This window comes from Colwellia sp. Arc7-D, from assembly GCF_003061515.1.
Classification (GTDB): domain Bacteria; phylum Pseudomonadota; class Gammaproteobacteria; order Enterobacterales; family Alteromonadaceae; genus Cognaticolwellia.
Genome location: NZ_CP028924.1, coordinates 3469353 through 3486484, shown reverse-complemented (window position 1 = coordinate 3486484; position 17132 = coordinate 3469353). Strand labels below are relative to the sequence as shown.

Annotated in this window: 17 protein-coding genes; 10 read left to right on the top strand and 7 right to left on the bottom strand. The window is 37.4% G+C overall.

What is annotated here, in order from left to right; all coding sequences use genetic code 11:
• The first annotated feature begins 45 nt into the window (after positions 1 to 45).
• The 4 genes from recO (at position 46) to DBO93_RS14980 (ending at position 2336) form a co-directional block, all read left to right on the top strand.
• Positions 46 to 732, top strand: coding sequence for a DNA repair protein RecO (gene recO / locus DBO93_RS14995; RefSeq protein ID WP_108457060.1), 687 nt, complete (start codon positions 46 to 48; stop codon positions 730 to 732).
• 80 nt (positions 733 to 812) lie between these two features.
• Positions 813 to 1550 carry a pyridoxine 5'-phosphate synthase gene (gene pdxJ / locus DBO93_RS14990; RefSeq protein WP_108457059.1) on the top strand — a complete coding sequence of 246 codons (738 nt, stop codon included), beginning with the start codon at positions 813 to 815 and terminating at the stop codon, positions 1548 to 1550.
• A 24-nt stretch (positions 1551 to 1574) separates the two neighbouring features.
• Positions 1575 to 1955 carry a holo-ACP synthase gene (gene acpS / locus DBO93_RS14985; protein WP_108457058.1) on the top strand — a complete coding sequence of 127 codons (381 nt, stop codon included), beginning with the start codon at positions 1575 to 1577 and terminating at the stop codon, positions 1953 to 1955.
• A 135-nt stretch (positions 1956 to 2090) separates the two neighbouring features.
• Positions 2091 to 2336: a hypothetical protein gene (locus tag DBO93_RS14980; protein ID WP_108457057.1), complete on the top strand. Its 246-nt coding sequence runs from the start codon at positions 2091 to 2093 to the stop codon at positions 2334 to 2336.
• Between the two features lie 42 nt (positions 2337 to 2378).
• Here DBO93_RS14980 and barA read toward each other — a convergent pair whose 3' ends face one another.
• The gene (barA, locus tag DBO93_RS14975) at positions 2379 to 5153 is read right to left on the bottom strand and encodes a two-component sensor histidine kinase BarA (protein ID WP_108457056.1); all 2775 of its coding nucleotides are present in this window, start codon (positions 5151 to 5153) and stop codon (positions 2379 to 2381) included.
• 142 nt (positions 5154 to 5295) lie between these two features.
• On the opposite strand from barA, the gene rlmD reads away from it, so the two are divergent.
• Positions 5296 to 6612, top strand: a complete 1317-nt coding sequence (gene rlmD / locus DBO93_RS14970) for a 23S rRNA (uracil(1939)-C(5))-methyltransferase RlmD (RefSeq protein ID WP_108457055.1) — start codon at positions 5296 to 5298, stop codon at positions 6610 to 6612.
• Positions 6613 to 6649: 37 nt separating this feature from the next.
• On the top strand, positions 6650 to 8851 hold the full coding sequence (relA, locus tag DBO93_RS14965; protein WP_108457054.1) for a GTP diphosphokinase: 2202 nt from the start codon (positions 6650 to 6652) through the stop codon (positions 8849 to 8851).
• A gap of 94 nt (positions 8852 to 8945) precedes the next feature.
• Here the strand turns inward: relA and DBO93_RS14960 are convergent, their stop codons facing one another.
• Entirely contained in the window at positions 8946 to 9386 is a 441-nt protein-coding gene (locus DBO93_RS14960) for a hypothetical protein (RefSeq protein WP_108457053.1), read from the bottom strand.
• Between the two features lie 208 nt (positions 9387 to 9594).
• Between DBO93_RS14960 and mazG the strand changes: the two genes are divergently transcribed.
• Positions 9595 to 10395 carry a nucleoside triphosphate pyrophosphohydrolase gene (gene mazG, locus DBO93_RS14955; RefSeq protein ID WP_108457052.1) on the top strand — a complete coding sequence of 267 codons (801 nt, stop codon included), beginning with the start codon at positions 9595 to 9597 and terminating at the stop codon, positions 10393 to 10395.
• A gap of 38 nt (positions 10396 to 10433) precedes the next feature.
• Complete coding sequence (locus DBO93_RS14950) at positions 10434 to 11234, top strand: enoyl-CoA hydratase-related protein (protein ID WP_108457051.1); 801 nt, start codon at positions 10434 to 10436, stop codon at positions 11232 to 11234.
• A gap of 134 nt (positions 11235 to 11368) precedes the next feature.
• On the opposite strand, the gene ltaE is transcribed toward DBO93_RS14950, so the two are convergent.
• Together ltaE and DBO93_RS14940 are read right to left on the bottom strand one after the other, a co-directional pair.
• On the bottom strand, positions 11369 to 12379 hold the full coding sequence (gene ltaE / locus DBO93_RS14945) for a low-specificity L-threonine aldolase (protein ID WP_108457050.1): 1011 nt from the start codon (positions 12377 to 12379) through the stop codon (positions 11369 to 11371).
• A gap of 121 nt (positions 12380 to 12500) precedes the next feature.
• Positions 12501 to 13229 carry a YebC/PmpR family DNA-binding transcriptional regulator gene (locus DBO93_RS14940; protein ID WP_108457049.1) on the bottom strand — a complete coding sequence of 243 codons (729 nt, stop codon included), beginning with the start codon at positions 13227 to 13229 and terminating at the stop codon, positions 12501 to 12503.
• 158 nt (positions 13230 to 13387) lie between these two features.
• Between DBO93_RS14940 and DBO93_RS14935 the strand changes: the two genes are divergently transcribed.
• Both DBO93_RS14935 and DBO93_RS14930 read left to right on the top strand, forming a co-directional pair.
• Positions 13388 to 13765, top strand: coding sequence for a hypothetical protein (locus tag DBO93_RS14935; protein WP_108457048.1), 378 nt, complete (start codon positions 13388 to 13390; stop codon positions 13763 to 13765).
• Positions 13762 to 14022: a hypothetical protein gene (locus tag DBO93_RS14930; RefSeq protein ID WP_108457047.1), complete on the top strand. Its 261-nt coding sequence runs from the start codon at positions 13762 to 13764 to the stop codon at positions 14020 to 14022. The genes DBO93_RS14935 and DBO93_RS14930 overlap by 4 nt, the downstream gene beginning before the upstream one ends.
• Here the strand turns inward: DBO93_RS14930 and glsB are convergent.
• The 3 genes from glsB to DBO93_RS14915 all read right to left on the bottom strand — a co-directional run bounded on the left by glsB (position 14009) and on the right by DBO93_RS14915 (position 17030).
• On the bottom strand, positions 14009 to 14941 hold the full coding sequence (gene glsB, locus DBO93_RS14925) for a glutaminase B (protein ID WP_108457046.1): 933 nt from the start codon (positions 14939 to 14941) through the stop codon (positions 14009 to 14011). The two genes, DBO93_RS14930 and glsB, sit on opposite strands and share 14 nt — an antisense overlap.
• 426 nt (positions 14942 to 15367) lie before the next feature.
• Positions 15368 to 15883: a hypothetical protein gene (locus tag DBO93_RS14920; RefSeq protein ID WP_108457045.1), complete on the bottom strand. Its 516-nt coding sequence runs from the start codon at positions 15881 to 15883 to the stop codon at positions 15368 to 15370.
• Positions 15884 to 16157: 274 nt separating this feature from the next.
• On the bottom strand, positions 16158 to 17030 hold the full coding sequence (locus DBO93_RS14915; RefSeq protein WP_108457873.1) for a LysR family transcriptional regulator: 873 nt from the start codon (positions 17028 to 17030) through the stop codon (positions 16158 to 16160).
• Positions 17031 to 17132: the final 102 nt, after the last annotated feature.

Genomic DNA, 17132 nt, shown 5'->3' with positions numbered 1-17132 from the left:
CACTGAGTGCTCAGTTCGATACCATTGAACCAACTTGGAATGTAGATGCAAGAAATTACCCAGTCAGCTTTTGTACTTCATACACGCCCTTATCGAGAAAACCAGCTATTAGTTGATTTGTTAACCGAGCACGATGGTAAGTTAGCGGCGCTGAGTTATGTGGGGCATTCAACTAAATCTAGTCGTAAAGCTTTACTACAACCATTTTTGCCAATTAATGTAACCTTAAAAGGGCAACATAACCTTAAAAATTTAATTCGTGTAGAGCCAATAGGAAAGTCTTATTTGTTGAAAAAAAATGCCTTATTCAGTGCATTTTATATTAACGAGTTATTGGTTAAATTACTGGGAGAAAACATTGCTTGTGATGAGCTTTTTCATCAATATAAAGCTAGCCTGCAGGCTCTAGCCCAATCAAGCAATATTGAAGTTTGTTTACGAGAATTTGAATTGATGCTAATGGAAGAGTTAGGTGTTTCTTTTGATTTCTCATTAGTATTTGAACATAGCGCTAAAGGCTTTTATTATTTGCCTGATGAAGGTTTTATTCCAGCTTACACTGCGTTAAAACAACCTTGTTATGATCGTTTACACTTATTAGCTATTGCTCAAAATGACTTATCAAGTCCTGAAATACTAAGTACATTTAAAGGTTTAATGCGACAGGTTATAAATCATTTACTTAACGGTGTGCCCTTAAATAGTCGAAAATTATTTAGTAAAAAAACTTAACAATATGTAAAGTATAGGCATGAAACATTTAGCAATTTCAAATGCTCAAATATAAACCAGAATATAAGAAGAGATTGAATATGAATGATATTTTATTAGGCGTAAATGTAGACCACATTGCCACATTACGACAAGCGCGTGGCACTAACTATCCTGATCCTGTTTATGCGGCTTCAGTTGCTGAACATGCCGGTGCCGATGGAATTACAGTACACTTACGTGAAGACCGTCGCCATATTCAAGACCGTGATATTTATGTATTAAAGCAAACCCTGCATACTCGTATGAATTTTGAAATGGCAGTTACAGATGAAATGCTGGACATTGCCTGTGACGTAAAACCAGTTTTTTGCTGCTTAGTGCCAGAAAAGCGAGAAGAATTAACCACAGAAGGCGGCTTAGATGTTGCTGGACAACAAGATAAAATAAACGCTGCTGTAGCACGTTTGGCCGACGCAGGTATTCAAACGAGTTTATTTATCGATGCAGACAAAGATCAAATTGATGCAGCGCTGCTCAGTAAGGCAACTTATATTGAGATTCATACAGGACAATATGCAGAAGCCGCGACTGAAGCAGAGCAGCAATTAGAGCTTGCGCGTTTAGTTGAAGGCATTGAATACGCTCATGGTTTAGGCTTAAAAGTGAATGCTGGACATGGCCTGAATTATTTTAATGTTAAGCCTATTGCCGCGATACCTGAAATTATTGAACTTAATATAGGTCACGCCATTATTGCTCGAGCTGTCATTGATGGTTTAGACAAAGCTATTCGAGATATGAAAAAATTAATGCTCGAAGCGCGTGGTTTGTCTTAATGTATTACTGTCGAGGTTATTAAGTTGTCAGTAGTTGGGATTGGAACTGACATTGTTGATATTCGTCGCATCGCTAAAATGTCTGGTAATGCACAGCAACGTTTAGCTAAGCGGATTTTAACTGACAAAGAGTATCAGCATTATTTAACCTTAAAACAGCCTGAACGGTTTCTTGCTAAGCGCTGGGCAGGTAAAGAGGCCGCGGCTAAAGCATTGGGGACTGGCATCGCTAATGGCGTATCGTTTCAACACTTTGAAATAGTGTCGTTAGCATCAGGTCAGCCGACTCTTGAACTTACTTTACAAGCCTTATCGTTAGCCAATAAATTAAAGGCAAGCTCTTGGCATATTTCACTTTCAGATGAAGTTAAATATGCTACTGCCTTTGTTGTGTTATCAAAATAGATACCGACCAGAGAGCAACTTTTCAAAGTATTTACTCTATTTGATAATAAATTTAGTCTTAGCAATCATTAATGTTCTATACTTAAATTACGCAGATTGAATTTTTTGAGCAGTGCTGTAAATTCAGGAGTTAAAATGGAGACGCAAAAGTACCCAATTGTAGATAGACGTGAAGAACCACCTGAGCGATCAGTTTGGTGGTCGAAGCTATCTTTAGCACAAAAATTTTCAGCGAGTAGTCTTGGAAAATTTGGATATGAGTTGTGCTTTGTTCGTAATAATGAAGGTCACAGTTTAGCGGTGCTAATGTGTAATTCTGGCGTTGCTGTTATTACTGAAGATGGTGATATTAATACCTCTCCCGATATAAAAATTAGATAATTTATTTACTGTTTTTTTATGTTTTCATCATTGATATAAGCACTATATTTTTTTGATAAAATCTACAGCATCCTCTAAAACCAAATCTATTTGTTCGAAAAATTCAAAAAATTCTGGCTGTAAATCATCTAAGCCAATACCTCGTTTTAATTCTGTTTCAAGTTCATGTGTGACTTTTCCTAAGCTAGGAACACCCGAATAACAACATGCGCCATTAAGTTTATGTATAAGCACTTTCAATTGTTCAATATCTTGAGATATAAGCGCTTCAGATATATTGAGCTTGCTTTCAGGTAAGCTATTAACCAAACCAACAAACATGTCTTTGGCTAGTATTTGTTTTTGTCCTGCTCTTTGTAAGGCGAGTTTCCAGTCGATAATTTTTGGTCTAGCACTGGAGATAGGTTCAAAGGTTGGTATAACCGGCTTTGGACTATTAGCAAGTAGGGTTGAATCACAATACTCATAAATACTATGATGCAACATGGCTTCATCTATTGGTTTGGTGATAAACGAGTTAAAGCCATTGCTGAGTATTTTATCTTTTTCTTCGCCAAATACATGAGCAGTAACCGCTATTATTGGGGTTTGTTCATTAAGCGTTTGCTGACGAATAATGCCTAATGCGGAAATACCATCAAGTACAGGCATTTGTATATCCATGAAGATGAGAGCAAACTTTTCATTTTGGCATAAGGCGACAGCTTCAGCACCATCAATAGCGGTAGTTACATCACTGACTTGTTCAAGTAATAGTTCTTTTATTAGCTTTAAGTTGGCTTCGTTATCATCTACCGCGAGTACTTTGATCGGTACTTTTTGCTCCGACACTTCAATAAGATTATGACCATGAATAATTGCTGTAGGCACCAATGTTTTACTTAAACGTTGAACTGTTATCGGCTTACTAATACAGGTTTTAGCACCACTTGAAACTAGGGCTTCATATAGGCTTGGTGAATTACTATTTATCGCTAAATGGACTGATGGAATAATATCTTTAAGTGCAAATAATAAGCTTTTCGCTTCATTAAGCGCCGCAGGGGTAACATCGTGACCTATTAATGCAAAGTCAAATGAAGAGAGGGCTGTTTTATCTTTTAGTATTTCCTCCAAGTCACTTCGTTGGCTAATCGATTTTGTTTTCATGTGCCAGTTTGCTAATATTTCGGTAGTTGCTAAACGACTTGCTGTATGTGGCTCGTAATATAATATTGACTTACCGATGAGGCTCTCAGGTGCTGATAATTGCATAGTTGGTATAGTGTTTAGCTCACACTGGAAGGTAAACCAAAAGGTAGAACCCTCACTCTCCATGCTTTCAAAACCAATATTGCCTTGCATTTCTGACACTAAACGCTGTGATATAACTAATCCTAAGCCAGTACCACCATAAATTCTTGTAACACTTTTATCACCTTGACCAAACGCTTCAAAAATTGAGTTTTGTTGAGGGCCAGGAATACCGATACCGGTATCTTGAACTGTTACTCTGATCTTATAAAGGTTGTTATCAGTAACGTTACCTTCTAGGTTGATATCAACCGCGCCCTTGTCAGTAAATTTAATAGCATTACTGGCTAAGTTAACCATGACTTGTTTTATTCGCATGGCGTCGCCAATAAGCGAGTCGGGTATTTGTGGACTGACACGCAACGATAATTCTATGTTCTTTTTATGAGCACTAGGCGCAAGTAAGGTCAGTGTTTCTTCAACAGACTCTCGTATTGAAAAAGGAATGTTTTCAATAATCATCTTGCCAGCATCAAGCTTAGAGAAATCTAAAATATCATTGATAATTGAGAGTAAACTAGCCGCAGAACGTTCTATCGTTTGCAAATGATCACGCTGTGTATCGCTTAGTGGTGTTTTTAATACTTGTCGCGTAAAGCCGATTACGCCATTAAGCGGGGTACGTAATTCATGACTCATATTAGCTAAAAATTCAGATTTAACTTTGTTGGCATCTTGAGCTTTGCGTTTGGCAATATCTAACTCGACGTTTTGAATTTCAAACTGCTCTAAACTTTCACGCAAGTCTATCGTGGCTTGATCAATACTACGCTGCATTTCATCTTGATAATCACCAAGTGATTGAGCCATGGCATTAACACCATTTTTTAAAAAGTTTAGCTCTCCCACAAGTTGACCACTGATACGGCTTTCGATCTTACCTTCTCTTATGCGGTCTATGGCTAAAACCATCGATGAAATCGGGCGGGTAACACTGTTAACGAGTTTTAATGCAAACAGGGTACTTATAATAAAACCTACGAGTAAAATAAAGAACACCGTAATTAACAATTGTTGCTGTGCATATTTAATGGTGCTGGTGTCAATTTGAATTGCGATGTAACCAACAATATTCATGTCGGAAGCAGTGGCAAAGTTTTGAGTGGTGAACTCATCAATAATAGGGGCGCGAAAAATCAGATAATTATCGTGGTCGTCATACTGTATTCGTTTGGGTAAACCTTGTCCTGGCTTTACCCGTAAAGTATGCGTATCTCCGTGATATGCACTGGTAACAAAAACTTGGTTGTCGTTTGTAAATATGGCAATGCTTTTGATAATGTCAGATTGGCTACGATGGCTAAAGCCTATTAAAGTTCTTAGGTTATCTCTTTTTTTCTCTCTTAATGCTTCAGCACTGCTAATAGCAAGTGGAGAAATAATGCTGGTAGCACGTTGGTAAATAAACTGGTCAAGTTCGCTATAGCGACTATAAGACAAGTAGCCAGCAATAATTAAACTGAGTATGACCGTCGGAAAGACTGTAAGTAAAATCACCCACTCTTTCAGGCTTATTTTATGCATATTTTTGCTGAACTTTAGTGTGAAATCTTTAAGTTAATAACGCTATAATGGCACAATTGAGACTAATACCAAATAGATAATCGTTCACTATGACAGCTAAAAGCTAATTTATGCTGTTCTTTAATGGCAAACTAAGATCGCTATGGCAAATTTTTTTAAAGCAAGCCCCAAAAAAACAAATATTAAATCACACATAACCTTGAAAGTAAGTCATTTAGATCATCAAGGTTGTGGCGTTGCTTTTTATGATAAAAAACCTATTTTTATTGAAGGTGCTTTACCTCATGAAACGGTTGAAGTGAAAGTTTTTGAGCAAAAAAGTAAGTTTTCTAAAGCGAAGTTATTGAATGTAATTGCCGCGAGTGCAGTTCGCACTGAAGTTAAATGCCGTCATTACTTCCAATGTGGGGGCTGTAACTTGCAACATATGGTTTATCAGCAGCAACTCGCATATAAACAGGACAAAATAACGCAATTATTTTCACGTCAGACACTGAATGATAATTTACCTTGGCAACCTCCTATTGTTAGCGAACCTTGGCATTATCGCCGCAAAGCAAGAATAGGCGTGCAATACAATAAACGCGGAGAGCCTATTATTGGTTTTCGTCAGCGCGAAAGTAGCCATTTAACCGAAATTAAGTCTTGCCCAGTATTGGTTGAAGCTTTTGCTGATATTTTTGTCGAGCTCAAAGCTGTTTTAACCAAAGTGTCAGGTAAGAATGCTGTGGGTCATGTTGAAGTTATTTCAGCCAATGAGAAGGTAGTAGTTGTTCGACAACTTGTTAACATTACCACGGCAGACAAAAAACACTGGGAGAGCTTTGCTCACAAAAATGGCTGGTTAGTATACTTTGATGACGGTAAAGCCGTTTTGCCATTACTCGAAGATAAAGCTTTAAACTACGCTTTGACAGATACCATAAATATTGGTTTTACTGTGAATGACTTTATTCAGGTAAATCATCTCGTTAATCAAAAAATGGTTGAGCAAGCTCAAGCTTGGTTAGCACTTGATGAAAGCGATGTGGTGCTAGACTTATTTTGTGGCTTAGGAAATTTTAGTTTACCGATAGCACAACAAGTTAATAGCGTTGTTGGTATTGAGGGAGTTGAATCTATGGTTGTAAAGGCGCAAGAAAATGCCTTGAAAAACAACCTAACTAATTGTCAATTTTACCAAGCCGATTTAAATAGCGATTGGCAAAACCAGTCATGGGTAAAACAAAAATATACTAAGGTTTTACTCGACCCAGCTCGTGCAGGAGCCTATCAAGCGTTAGTACAATTACTTACTTTTAAAGTCGATAAGATATTGTATGTTAGCTGCGACCCTGCTTCTTTAGCACGTGATGCAAAATTACTTATTGAACACGGTTATAAAATTGAAAAAATTGCCTTAATGGATATGTTTTCACAAACAAAGCATGTTGAAACTATGGTAATGTTTAGCTTATAACGCAAGTATAAAAATTGAATCAGAGGTAGGGAGTTCCATGGTTTCTGTACGTAAGTCGCATCACATGTCAAAAGCTAGTTTTGAACAATGGCTTGATGCGCTTGAATTAGATAATGACAAGAAAGCAGCATTAGAAAAGTTGTATTTGAAAGTCAACGGTTTATTTGATGATACGACTCCCTGTCAAACGAAATCTTTAGAGATGGTTGAAATACTATCGGCGTTAAACCTTGATACAGACTCGCTCTGTGCCGCTTTTATTTGTCCTTTGTATGAATACAACTGTATTAGTCTTGAGTACATCCAAGAAAATTTTTCCAAAAAAATATACTTGCTTTGCAAAGGTGTAAGCCAAATGGAGGCTATTAAAGCCTTACAGCAATCACAGTCAAGCCAAGTTAGCGCTAACCAAATTGATAATGTTCGCCGCATGTTATTGACTATGGTTGAAGATGTTCGTGCTGTTGTTATTAAGTTGGCAGAGCGCTTATGTCACTTACGTTTAGTGAAAAATAGCGACGAAGAAACCCGTGTGTTAGCGGCGAAAGAAACCAGTAATATCTATGCACCCTTAGCTAATCGTTTGGGTATTGGGCAGTTAAAGTGGGAATTAGAAGATCTCTCGTTTCGCTATTTACACCCAACAGTCTATAAAACAATAGCTAAACAGCTTGATGAGAAGAGGCTCGACAGAGAACAGTACATGACTGACTTTGTTAATAATATCTCTGAGCAGCTTAAATCTTCGGGTATTAAAGGTTGTGTTTATGGGCGACCTAAACACATTTATAGTATCTGGAAAAAAATGCAACAAAAGTCGTTGGATTTTGAACAGCTATTTGATGTGAGAGCGGTGCGCATTATTGTTGATGAACTACAGGGTTGCTATGGCGCATTAGGTTTAGTGCATACTAGCTGGAATCACTTATCGAAAGAGTTTGATGACTATGTAGCTACGCCGAAAAGCAATGGTTACCAGTCGATTCATACCGTAGTAATTGGCCCTGAAGGCAAAGCTATAGAAATACAAATTAGAACCCAACAAATGCATGATGATGCCGAGTTAGGTGTTGCTGCACATTGGCGTTACAAAGAAGGCAATGCTAGCGGTAAAACTTCAGGCTTTGACGAAAAAGTGAGTTGGTTAAGAAAAATTTTACAGTGGCAAGAAGATGTCTCAGAAAGTGGCGAGTTACTCGATGAATTACGTAGCCAAGTGTTCGAAGACCGTATTTATGTTTTTACTCCCAGTGGTGACGTAGTCGATTTACCCAGTGGCTCAACACCATTAGATTTTGCTTACTATATTCATTCTAATGTAGGTCATAGCTGTATTGGCGCCAAAGTATTTGGTCGCATAGTGCCCTTTACTCACACTTTACGTACTGGCGATAAAGTCGAAATACTTCGTAGTAAGTCTTTAAATCCAAGTCGTGATTGGCTAAACCCGAGCTTAAAGTATCTTCATACTTCTAGAGCCCGCGCTAAAGTACAACATTTTTTTCGTTTACTCGACCGAGATAAAAACCTCGCCGCAGGTAAAGAAATGTTAGAAACAGCGTTAGGTAAATTACACTTATCATTAGCAAAAGTAGATTTATCAGTCGCAACTGAGCGCTTTAATTTAACTACTAATGATGATCTATTTGCCGCGATAGGATCCGGAAATACCCGCCTGTTGCAAGTGGTTCATTGCTTACAACAGCAAGATGAAAAGTCAAAACCTGAAGTGGAAATTGATCCACAAAGCTTAATTCGTCAACCGCAACAAACAGATACACAAGCAGGCGATAGCAATGGCATTACTGTGTCAGGTGTTGGTAACTTGTTGACTCACATGGCTAAATGCTGCCAGCCAGTTCCAGGCGATGAAATTTTAGGTTTTATCACCCAAGGTCGAGGTATCTCAGTGCATCGGGTTGATTGTGATCAACTTGCCAACTCGCTTAACCAACAACCTGAGCGTGAAGTTGAAGTGCAGTGGGGCGGAAGCAGCAATAAAAGTTATCAAGTTAGCATTAATATTATTGGTGGTGATCGCCAAGGCTTATTGAGAGATATATCAACGATTATTTCTAATGAAAGAGTCAGTATTATTGGTATTGAAAGTAACACTGATAACGCTAAGCAAAGTATGAGCATGACAATTAAAGTTGAAGTGGCTAATAATGAAGCGTTAATGCGATTATTAGCGAAATTGAATCAGTTAGACGACGTTACTGAAGTTAAACGCTTATAGTCAGTTATTAAACTATGAAATAAATGAACGGCTTAATATCGCCCATCTAACTTTATATAAAAGTAAAGATGGGCATGAACTTACAGTAAATTAATTATTTAATATCAATAGGGTGATAACCTATTACGTGATTGCTCCTTTGGATTAAACTATTAAATTCATCTCTAATTTCTTTTGATTTTTCTTTACCTTCTTGTTTGTTAAAAGCTTGCATCCACTTGATTCCATCTGCAGATATTTCCCATTCCATGGATGAATAACCCTCTTCTAACGTCCATGCTGTAACCATATCCCATTCGCCACTTTGTAGCCTGACAATATAAGGTACTGGAGTTCCAGCTGTTTTAGATGCAGGAAAATAATGTTCTTTGATAATTTCCATCGCTCTATCGGCTTTTCCGGGTTTGAAATCAGTATAAGTGATAGATAGATATTCAACGTTTGCTAACTTTTTAGGTTTTTGTTCTTCTGCATCAGCTATAAACGACAATACAGTTAACAAAAAAGCTAAACTAATAATGATAGCTTTATTCATCTTTATATTCCTTTTGTAAAGTTTATGTTTCTACTGCATGTTTAATCACTCCACAAGCTTAGTACAAAAAATACACAATAACGAATTGCCAATATGTAAACGCTAATGAATGTAATATAGTTGCTTATTATGATGAAGTTGGATGCTACGCTAATTACAAAAAGTAATACGTACATACCTTTTAGGTAAATAATCAGGATATTAAATAATGTTGAACGATAAGCCCTCAATACAAAAACTACGCTGGATCATGTCTGAATTGCGTAATCCTGAAACGGGTTGTCCTTGGGACTTAAAGCAAACTTTCGCCTCTATTATTCCGCATACGCTTGAAGAAGCATACGAAGTAGCTGACGCCATTGAGCAAGAAGAATTTACTGAGTTGGAAAAAGAGCTGGGTGACTTATTGTTTCAAGTGGTGTTTTATAGCCAACTTGGCGCGGAAGAAAAGCGTTTTGATTTTGACAGCGTAGTCAGTGCTATTTGTGAAAAGTTAATTCGCCGTCACCCACATGTTTTTGCCAACAGTGACTTTCAATCAGATGTCGAAGTTAAAGCCAATTGGGAAAATGAGAAAACAAAAGAGCGTCAGCAAAAAAACAAAGACACTAATTTAAGTATATTGGCTGATATTCCACGTAATTTACCGGCGTTATCACAAGCAGCAAAAATTCAAAAACGCTGTGCACATGTCGGTTTTGATTGGGACAATATTGATGATGTTTTTGCTAAAGTAGAAGAAGAAGTTTTAGAGGTTAAAGCTGAACTGCATCGAGATGACAACGCTTTAGCGGAAGAGTTAGGTGACTTAATGTTTGCCGTGGTTAATTTATGTCGTCATGCTAAACAAGACCCAGAGGCGTTATTGCGCCAAGCGAATAATAAATTTACTAAGCGCTTTCATGGTGTTGAAGCACAAGTGAATAATGCCGATAAAAGTATAGAGCAACACACGCTAGATGAACTCGAAACGTTTTGGCAGCAAGTCAAAGTGTCTGAAAAATTATAGTACTACAACCATTTATAAAACTGCATCGTGAGGTAAAAATGAATACACACCCTAACTTGGTCGACTGTAAACTAACACTCAGTAATAAAGTGGTTACCTTGACCTTTAATCGTCACGATGTGCGTAATGCATTAACGGGCACTTCAATAGCAGATGATATTGTTAACACGGTTGAGTGGATTAATAAAACCCCTGACATAGCAGTGCTGATCATCACAGGTGCAGGCTCTGCTTTTTCTTCGGGCGGCAATATAAAAGATATGGCTGAGCGCGCTGGCGATTTTGCTGGCGATGTACAAGCACTAGAAAGACGTTATCGAGAAGGTATTCAACGTATACCTTTAGCACTACATAAACTGGAAGTTCCGGTGATTGCAGCTGTAAACGGCCCTGCAATTGGCGCAGGCTTTGATATTGCCAATATGTGCGATATTAGAATTGCCTCAACCAAAGCCAAGTTTGGTGAAACTTTTGTTAATTTAGGTATTATCCCAGGTGATGGTGGTGCATGGTTTATGCAACGCTTAATTGGATATCAAAAAGCCGCAGAGCTAACCTTTACTGGACGTGTTATTGATGCACAAGAAGCCAAAGAAATAGGTGTTGTTTTAGAGGTTGTCGAGCCAGAAAATCTCATCGAAAAAGTGAACCAACTTGCCAATGAAATGGCCGCTAAGCCAGTCGCCTCATTAAGGTTAACAAAGCGTTTAATGAAATTGGCACAACGCACAGAGTTACCCGATTTTCTTGATATGTGCGCTGTATTTCAGGGTATGTGTCATAACAACCCTGAACATTTAACAGCCGTAAATACCATGATTGAGAAACTGACAAAATAAGGTTATATCGGTGAAATTGCAAAAATTAAAGCTAACGCTAAAATCTTGAACAGAAGCTTTCACCGACATTTTTTAATATAAACTCTATCACTCAAAACCAAATAAAATAAATTGACTTTTTTGAGCTGAAATATCTATGCTAAAGCACTTGTTAATTGCTCAATAAAATTATCTATATCTGCTTTATCAATATCTAAATGTGTAACGAGTCGCATTGGGTTGCCAGTGGTTAGTAATATACCATCCATTTTAAGCTGTGCCACTAGGCCTGTTATATCTATTTCTTGAGCAAAGGTTGCAAAAACCATATTAGTTTCCACGTGCTCAAGGTTAACTGAAACATTAGGTAGCTGATTTAAAGCGTTAGCCAAATATTTTGCATTATCATGATCTTGTTGTAACTTTTGTGGATTTTGTTGTAGTGCTATTTTAGCAGCTGCGGCGATAATACCGGCTTGGCGCATACCTCCACCAACTACTTTCCGCCAGCGTTTAGCACTTTTTATTAACGCTTCAGAGCCTAATAATATTGACCCTATTGGAGCACCAAGTCCCTTTGATAAACATATCGACATTGAATCTACATGTTGGCAAATTTCAATAATATCAACATTTAATGCCGTGGCAGCATTATAAACGCGAGCACCATCTAAATGTAATGCTAAGTTATTTTGTTGCGTAAATGTGCGTGCCTTGGCCATATATTCTAAAGGTAGCACTTTGCCATTAATGGTATTTTCAATGCTCAGTAATGTGGTGCGAGCAAAATGAGAATCATCAGGCTTTATTGCTGCCGCCAGTTTTTTAAAACATAGCGTACCGTCTTTTTCATTAGCAATTGGTTGTGGCTGAATTGAGCCTAAAACCGCCGCACCACCACCTTCAAACATATAGTTATGTGCCTGTTGGCCACAAAGATATTCATCACCACGTTGACAATGTGCCATCAAGGCTAATAAATTTGCTTGTGTACCTGAACTGCAAAACATGGCACTGGCAAAACCGTGGCGCTTAGCCGCCCAAGATTCAAGTTCATTAACGGTAGGATCATCACCGTAAACATCATCACCTACTTCTGCGTTTGCCATCGCAGTACGCATTGCTTTGCTGGGCCTTGTTACCGTGTCAGAACGAAAATCAATCATGGTTAGCCTTTTTAATTAATGTGAAATAAACAGAACTTTAATAGGGTGCTGTAATACCATTTATCCTGAATATAAAAAAGGCATCATGTTGATGCCTTTATTTTAGTTATTTATGTTGTGCTTATTCTTCTGGAAGCTCAGCATTGTGATAAATATTTTGTACGTCATCACAATCTTCAAGCATGTTGATGAATTTTTCGAAATTAGCTAAGTCATCTTCACCAGAAATTTCAGTATAAGTTTGAGGTACCCAGGTAATTTCTTCTACTTCAAGTTCAACATCAGCCATGTTTTCTGCAAACTCAGTTTTTAGTTTAAAAAACTCAGTATGCGGTGCATAAACAGTAATAATGCCGTCTTCAAGCTCGACATCTGTAACGTCGATATCTGCCATCATTAAATTTTCTAATATAACTTCGTCATCTTCACCTTTAAAAGCGAAAACAGCTTGATGATCAAACATGTGAGAAACTGTGCCTGATGAACCAATTTTCGAATAAGTTTTGGTAAAACATTGACGAACATCTTTAATAGTTCGGTTACCGTTATCGGTTAAACAATCAATAATTACCATACAATTGCCCGGACCAAAGCCCTCGTAGCGTGATTCAACATAATCTTCGCCGCCAACACCTGTAGCTTTTTCTAATGCTTTTTCAATAACGTGAGTAGGCACTTGATCTTTTTTCGCTTTTTCAATAGTGCGACGCAAAGAAAGGTTACCATCGGGGTCTACACCACCATTTTTCGCTAATACGTAGATTTCTTTGCCGTATTTTGAATAAACTTTAGTTTTTTGGCCTGCAGTTTTAGCCATTGATAATTTACGGTTTTGGTATGCTCTGCCCATCTGAATTCGTCTCGTAGCTGATGATTAAAATTTCTATGCATTAGATTCTAACGGGTAGCGTCTGCTATTTCTAGTGCTGAGCCCATTTGAGCTTTCAAATTGCAAAATAACATGTAAATATTTAGCTAAATTAATACCAGAACTTATTGGAGAGAGTGTTGAATATAATTTTTGTCGCCGATATTTTTGGCGTTACCGAAGAATTCAACCATTTATGTCGACAGGTTACCGCGAATATTGAAAGGTTATTCGACGAAAATCACTCACTAAATGTAAAATATCACCTAATTGGCCCTTATCAACATGACATGAGCAAATTTCTTTGTGAACAAGAGGCTTATCAGTATTTTATTCAACATGTTAACTTGGACGGTTATGTAAATGTGCTTGAACAGCAAGTTTCAGCTATTTCTGGTCCTAAAATATTGATAGGTTTTAGTGTTGGGGGAGTGCTGTTTGGCAATTATGCTCTCAAAGTAATATTGAGCATTGCTTTGGTGCTTATTGTTTTTATAGTAGTCAAATTCGGCATATGACCCAATTAACACCTAAAATCCCCATGAGATTAATTTTTCCTAGCAAAGAATCACACTTTTCGGTTGAGGAATTGGCTTTGCAGTTGCAGGAAAAGCCAACGATTACTATAGATAAAAGTGATTTTTTACATGGTTTTATGAATAAGTTGTCGGATAACTATCATCCAACGGCTTACCAGTACTATTCACAAAAACTTGCTGAGTTAGTGATTGAATCATGGCTAAACAATATAAATACGCCAATTAATGGTAAATAGACAAACCTAACTCTTGGGCTAAACTCGCCACTAAGTTTGTGCCTATAACCGAGTTACCAAAAGAGTTTAAAGGCGGGCTCCAAGTACAAATAACGCCATAGTTAGGTACTACGGCAATAACCCCGCCACCGACACCACTTTTAGCTGGCAAACCGATAGAGAAAGCAAACTGACCCGATTGATCGTACATACCGCTGGTTGATAATATAGCGTTAACACGATGAGCATCTCTTGGGCTGCAAATAACTTTATTAGTTAGCGGATCAACGCCTTTGTTTGCTAGAAAAAGCAAGCTAGTCGCTAGTTGCTCACAGCTCATGGCCACCGAACATTGGGTAAAGTAATGACTTAATAAATCGGGTATTTCAGCCTGAATATTACCAAAACTTTTCATCAAATAAGCCAATGCCGCGTTTCTATTGCCATGCGCCAATTCAGATTGATAAACATGATTGTCGATAAACACGGTGTCGTCATGTGCTAATTTTCGCATAAAACTTAAAAATGCTAATTTACTTGCAGAGAAATGGCTTGTTAGAACATCAGCAACTAATAATGCGCCGGCGTTTATTACTGGATTTCTAGGAATACCTTTTTCCCATTCTAATTGAATAATAGAATTAAAGGGCTGGCCTGAGGGCTCCATATTCACGCGTGTCCATAAGTCATCGCCAATACGTTTCATTGCCATCACCAAACCGAATACCTTCGAGATACTTTGTATCGAAAAAGGTTCTTGATAGTCACCTGCGCCCGCCGTTTTTCCATCAATAGTGGTGACACAAACCCCCATTTTTTTGGCACTTACTTCTGCCAAGGCAGGAATGTAATCAGCGACTTTTCCCTGAGTATAAAAGCCTTTTTGGCCAGCGATTAAGGTTTGTAATTTTACCTGTAAATTAGAAATGTCTTTTATCATATAGCGGACTTGTTGAGCCTTGAGAAACTTGAAAATAAACCTGAAGGGTGTTCATTATGCACAAAAAGCGTTGAATACCCAATGCTTTGTCAGCTTTGATTTTTTAGGCGGAGATATGAATTACTCTTTATATTATTTACTTGTCTTGCCAAGGTGAGGTTTTTACTGTCTTTCTAGCGCTATCAACGTCAGCTAAGCTATCAATTGTGAATTTTACTTAGCTGCGTTGTTAATGAAAGGGTGACATTATTCATTAAACTGCTGATACGTATAGAAGCTATCATAATGAATAATGTCTTTGTGTTATTCAACGTCCCACTGACTAATTGAGATATGTTTTATTTCAATTAAAAAGTTTATGGTTTCGTTGATTGTGCTTGTTATATTAACAATCATGTAAAACTCCTAGTATTTGAAGTGTGAGTATTAATCAGATAACTCTGTTGCAGACTCAACTTGCTCAAGTGGTAAAAGTTGTTTAATTTTTCGTAAGTTACTTACTGTAATTTCGTTGTTATCAATTTTAACAGCAAGTTCGAAGTCGGTTAATGCCGCATCTAATTGATTTTTTCTATATCGAGCTACACCACGGTTACTGTAGTTTAATGCAGTTAAATAGCGCACTTTATTGCTTTGGCGTTTTACTGACTCTAAGCTAGAAATAGCTTCAGTACAGGCTGATTCTGACTTATTGCTATGTGTAAAATCTGATTGCAAGTAAGCCACACATAAATTCATTTTATTGGCATAAAAGTCTTGGCTTTTTTCACTAGCAGTTAACTTCTTTATTCCTGACTCTACTTTACCTTGTGCTAAGTCTGTAGTGCCTATAGCACCTTTAACAATCGCAACTTGAAATATCGAGTCGCTGGCTAAAGTTGAATGGCTAGTGCTTAATAATAAAGTGGCTAATAGTGCGTTTGTTAAAATAGTCTTTTTCATTGTGCTTTCTCTATATTAGTTGCGTATCAAGTTGATACAGCATAAATATAAAGATCTGTTCCCTTACTGACAAACGATTAGAATACATCTATCAAGTGAATATAATTCACTTGTACTTCAATAGTTTAAAATTACAAGTTGAATTCATTGTTCCGATAAAAAATAAAAATTAATTGAGGTAATGAACAGGGAGGGGGCATGGATGATGAGTGAGTCAATAAGGTTGTACAAAAAACAAACCTTATTGACACTACTTTGGTGATGGGCGTAAATGTTAAATTGAAAAGCTTTCTTTTACCCATTTTGCAAATAACGTTAATTCAGCATGGTTATCCATATTTTCATGTTGAATAAGATAATATTTATCATTGGTATTTAATTCTTCGTCAAATAATTTTACCAATAGTTGTTCGCTGAACCAAGCTTTACTCATTGGCAAAGGCACGAGTGCTATGCCCATGCCTTGTTGTGCCGCTCTTGCAACACCAAACATACTATCAAACTGAATGATCTGCTTAGGATCGAAATCATCAATGCTATTTTTATCAGCCCATTGGTGCCAAGACCAAGGGCGAGATCTATGTAAAATTAACGGTGTAGTTTTTAAGGCGGCAAAGCCAGTGTTCTTTAATTTTTTATACAGCCTTTTATTACATGCAGGGGCATATCGAATAGGGAATAACTCTTCGACTATTTTCGCATTGGGTTTGCCATTAGCAAGTACGATTGATAAATCTGCTGACTGTGATGGCTCACTACCTGATTTAACTGTTTCAAGTTGTAAATTAATCGTAGGGTTGTTTTCAGACCATTGTGAGAGACGAGGAATAAATAATTCACTTGCAAAAAATTCAGGCAAACTAATGACAATAGTTTGATTTTGTTGCTTTTGGGTGAATTCAGTTATGGTCGATTCTAATTGGGTAATGATCGGTTGAATCGATTGGTAAAATTGCTTTCCTGCACTGGTAAGCTCGATAGTTCGGGTACCTCGATTGAACAAAACGATACCTAATTGTGTTTCAAGTTGTTTTATTTGATGGCTAACGGCTGAGGGTGTTAAAAATAATTGTGATGCTGCATGTTTAAAGCTTAAACATTTTGAGGCTACGCAAAATGAGCGTAGGCCCCGTATAGGAGTTTGGATAGGCATAGTTTACATTTTATTTATGAAGACAAAGCTTAACTGCAAAACTCAAGCCGATTTTTAAGTTGTTGTATATAAAGGTTTTATTGTATTTATGAGTCT

Bases quoted from the DNA above. Each gene is read 5' to 3' on its own strand.
- recO (WP_108457060.1), top strand. From the start codon at position 46: ATGCAAGAAATTACCCAGTCAGCTTTTGTACTTCATACACGCCCTTAT.
- pdxJ (WP_108457059.1), top strand. From the start codon at position 813: ATGAATGATATTTTATTAGGCGTAAATGTAGACCACATTGCCACATTA.
- DBO93_RS14980 (WP_108457057.1), top strand. From the start codon at position 2,091: ATGGAGACGCAAAAGTACCCAATTGTAGATAGACGTGAAGAACCACCT.
- barA (WP_108457056.1), bottom strand. From the start codon at position 5,153: ATGCATAAAATAAGCCTGAAAGAGTGGGTGATTTTACTTACAGTCTTT.
- rlmD (WP_108457055.1), top strand. From the start codon at position 5,296: ATGGCAAATTTTTTTAAAGCAAGCCCCAAAAAAACAAATATTAAATCA.
- relA (WP_108457054.1), top strand. From the start codon at position 6,650: ATGGTTTCTGTACGTAAGTCGCATCACATGTCAAAAGCTAGTTTTGAA.
- DBO93_RS14960 (WP_108457053.1), bottom strand. From the start codon at position 9,386: ATGAATAAAGCTATCATTATTAGTTTAGCTTTTTTGTTAACTGTATTG.
- mazG (WP_108457052.1), top strand. From the start codon at position 9,595: ATGTTGAACGATAAGCCCTCAATACAAAAACTACGCTGGATCATGTCT.
- DBO93_RS14950 (WP_108457051.1), top strand. From the start codon at position 10,434: ATGAATACACACCCTAACTTGGTCGACTGTAAACTAACACTCAGTAAT.
- ltaE (WP_108457050.1), bottom strand. From the start codon at position 12,379: ATGATTGATTTTCGTTCTGACACGGTAACAAGGCCCAGCAAAGCAATG.
- DBO93_RS14940 (WP_108457049.1), bottom strand. From the start codon at position 13,229: ATGGGCAGAGCATACCAAAACCGTAAATTATCAATGGCTAAAACTGCA.
- DBO93_RS14930 (WP_108457047.1), top strand. From the start codon at position 13,762: ATGACCCAATTAACACCTAAAATCCCCATGAGATTAATTTTTCCTAGC.
- glsB (WP_108457046.1), bottom strand. From the start codon at position 14,941: ATGATAAAAGACATTTCTAATTTACAGGTAAAATTACAAACCTTAATC.
- DBO93_RS14920 (WP_108457045.1), bottom strand. From the start codon at position 15,883: ATGAAAAAGACTATTTTAACAAACGCACTATTAGCCACTTTATTATTA.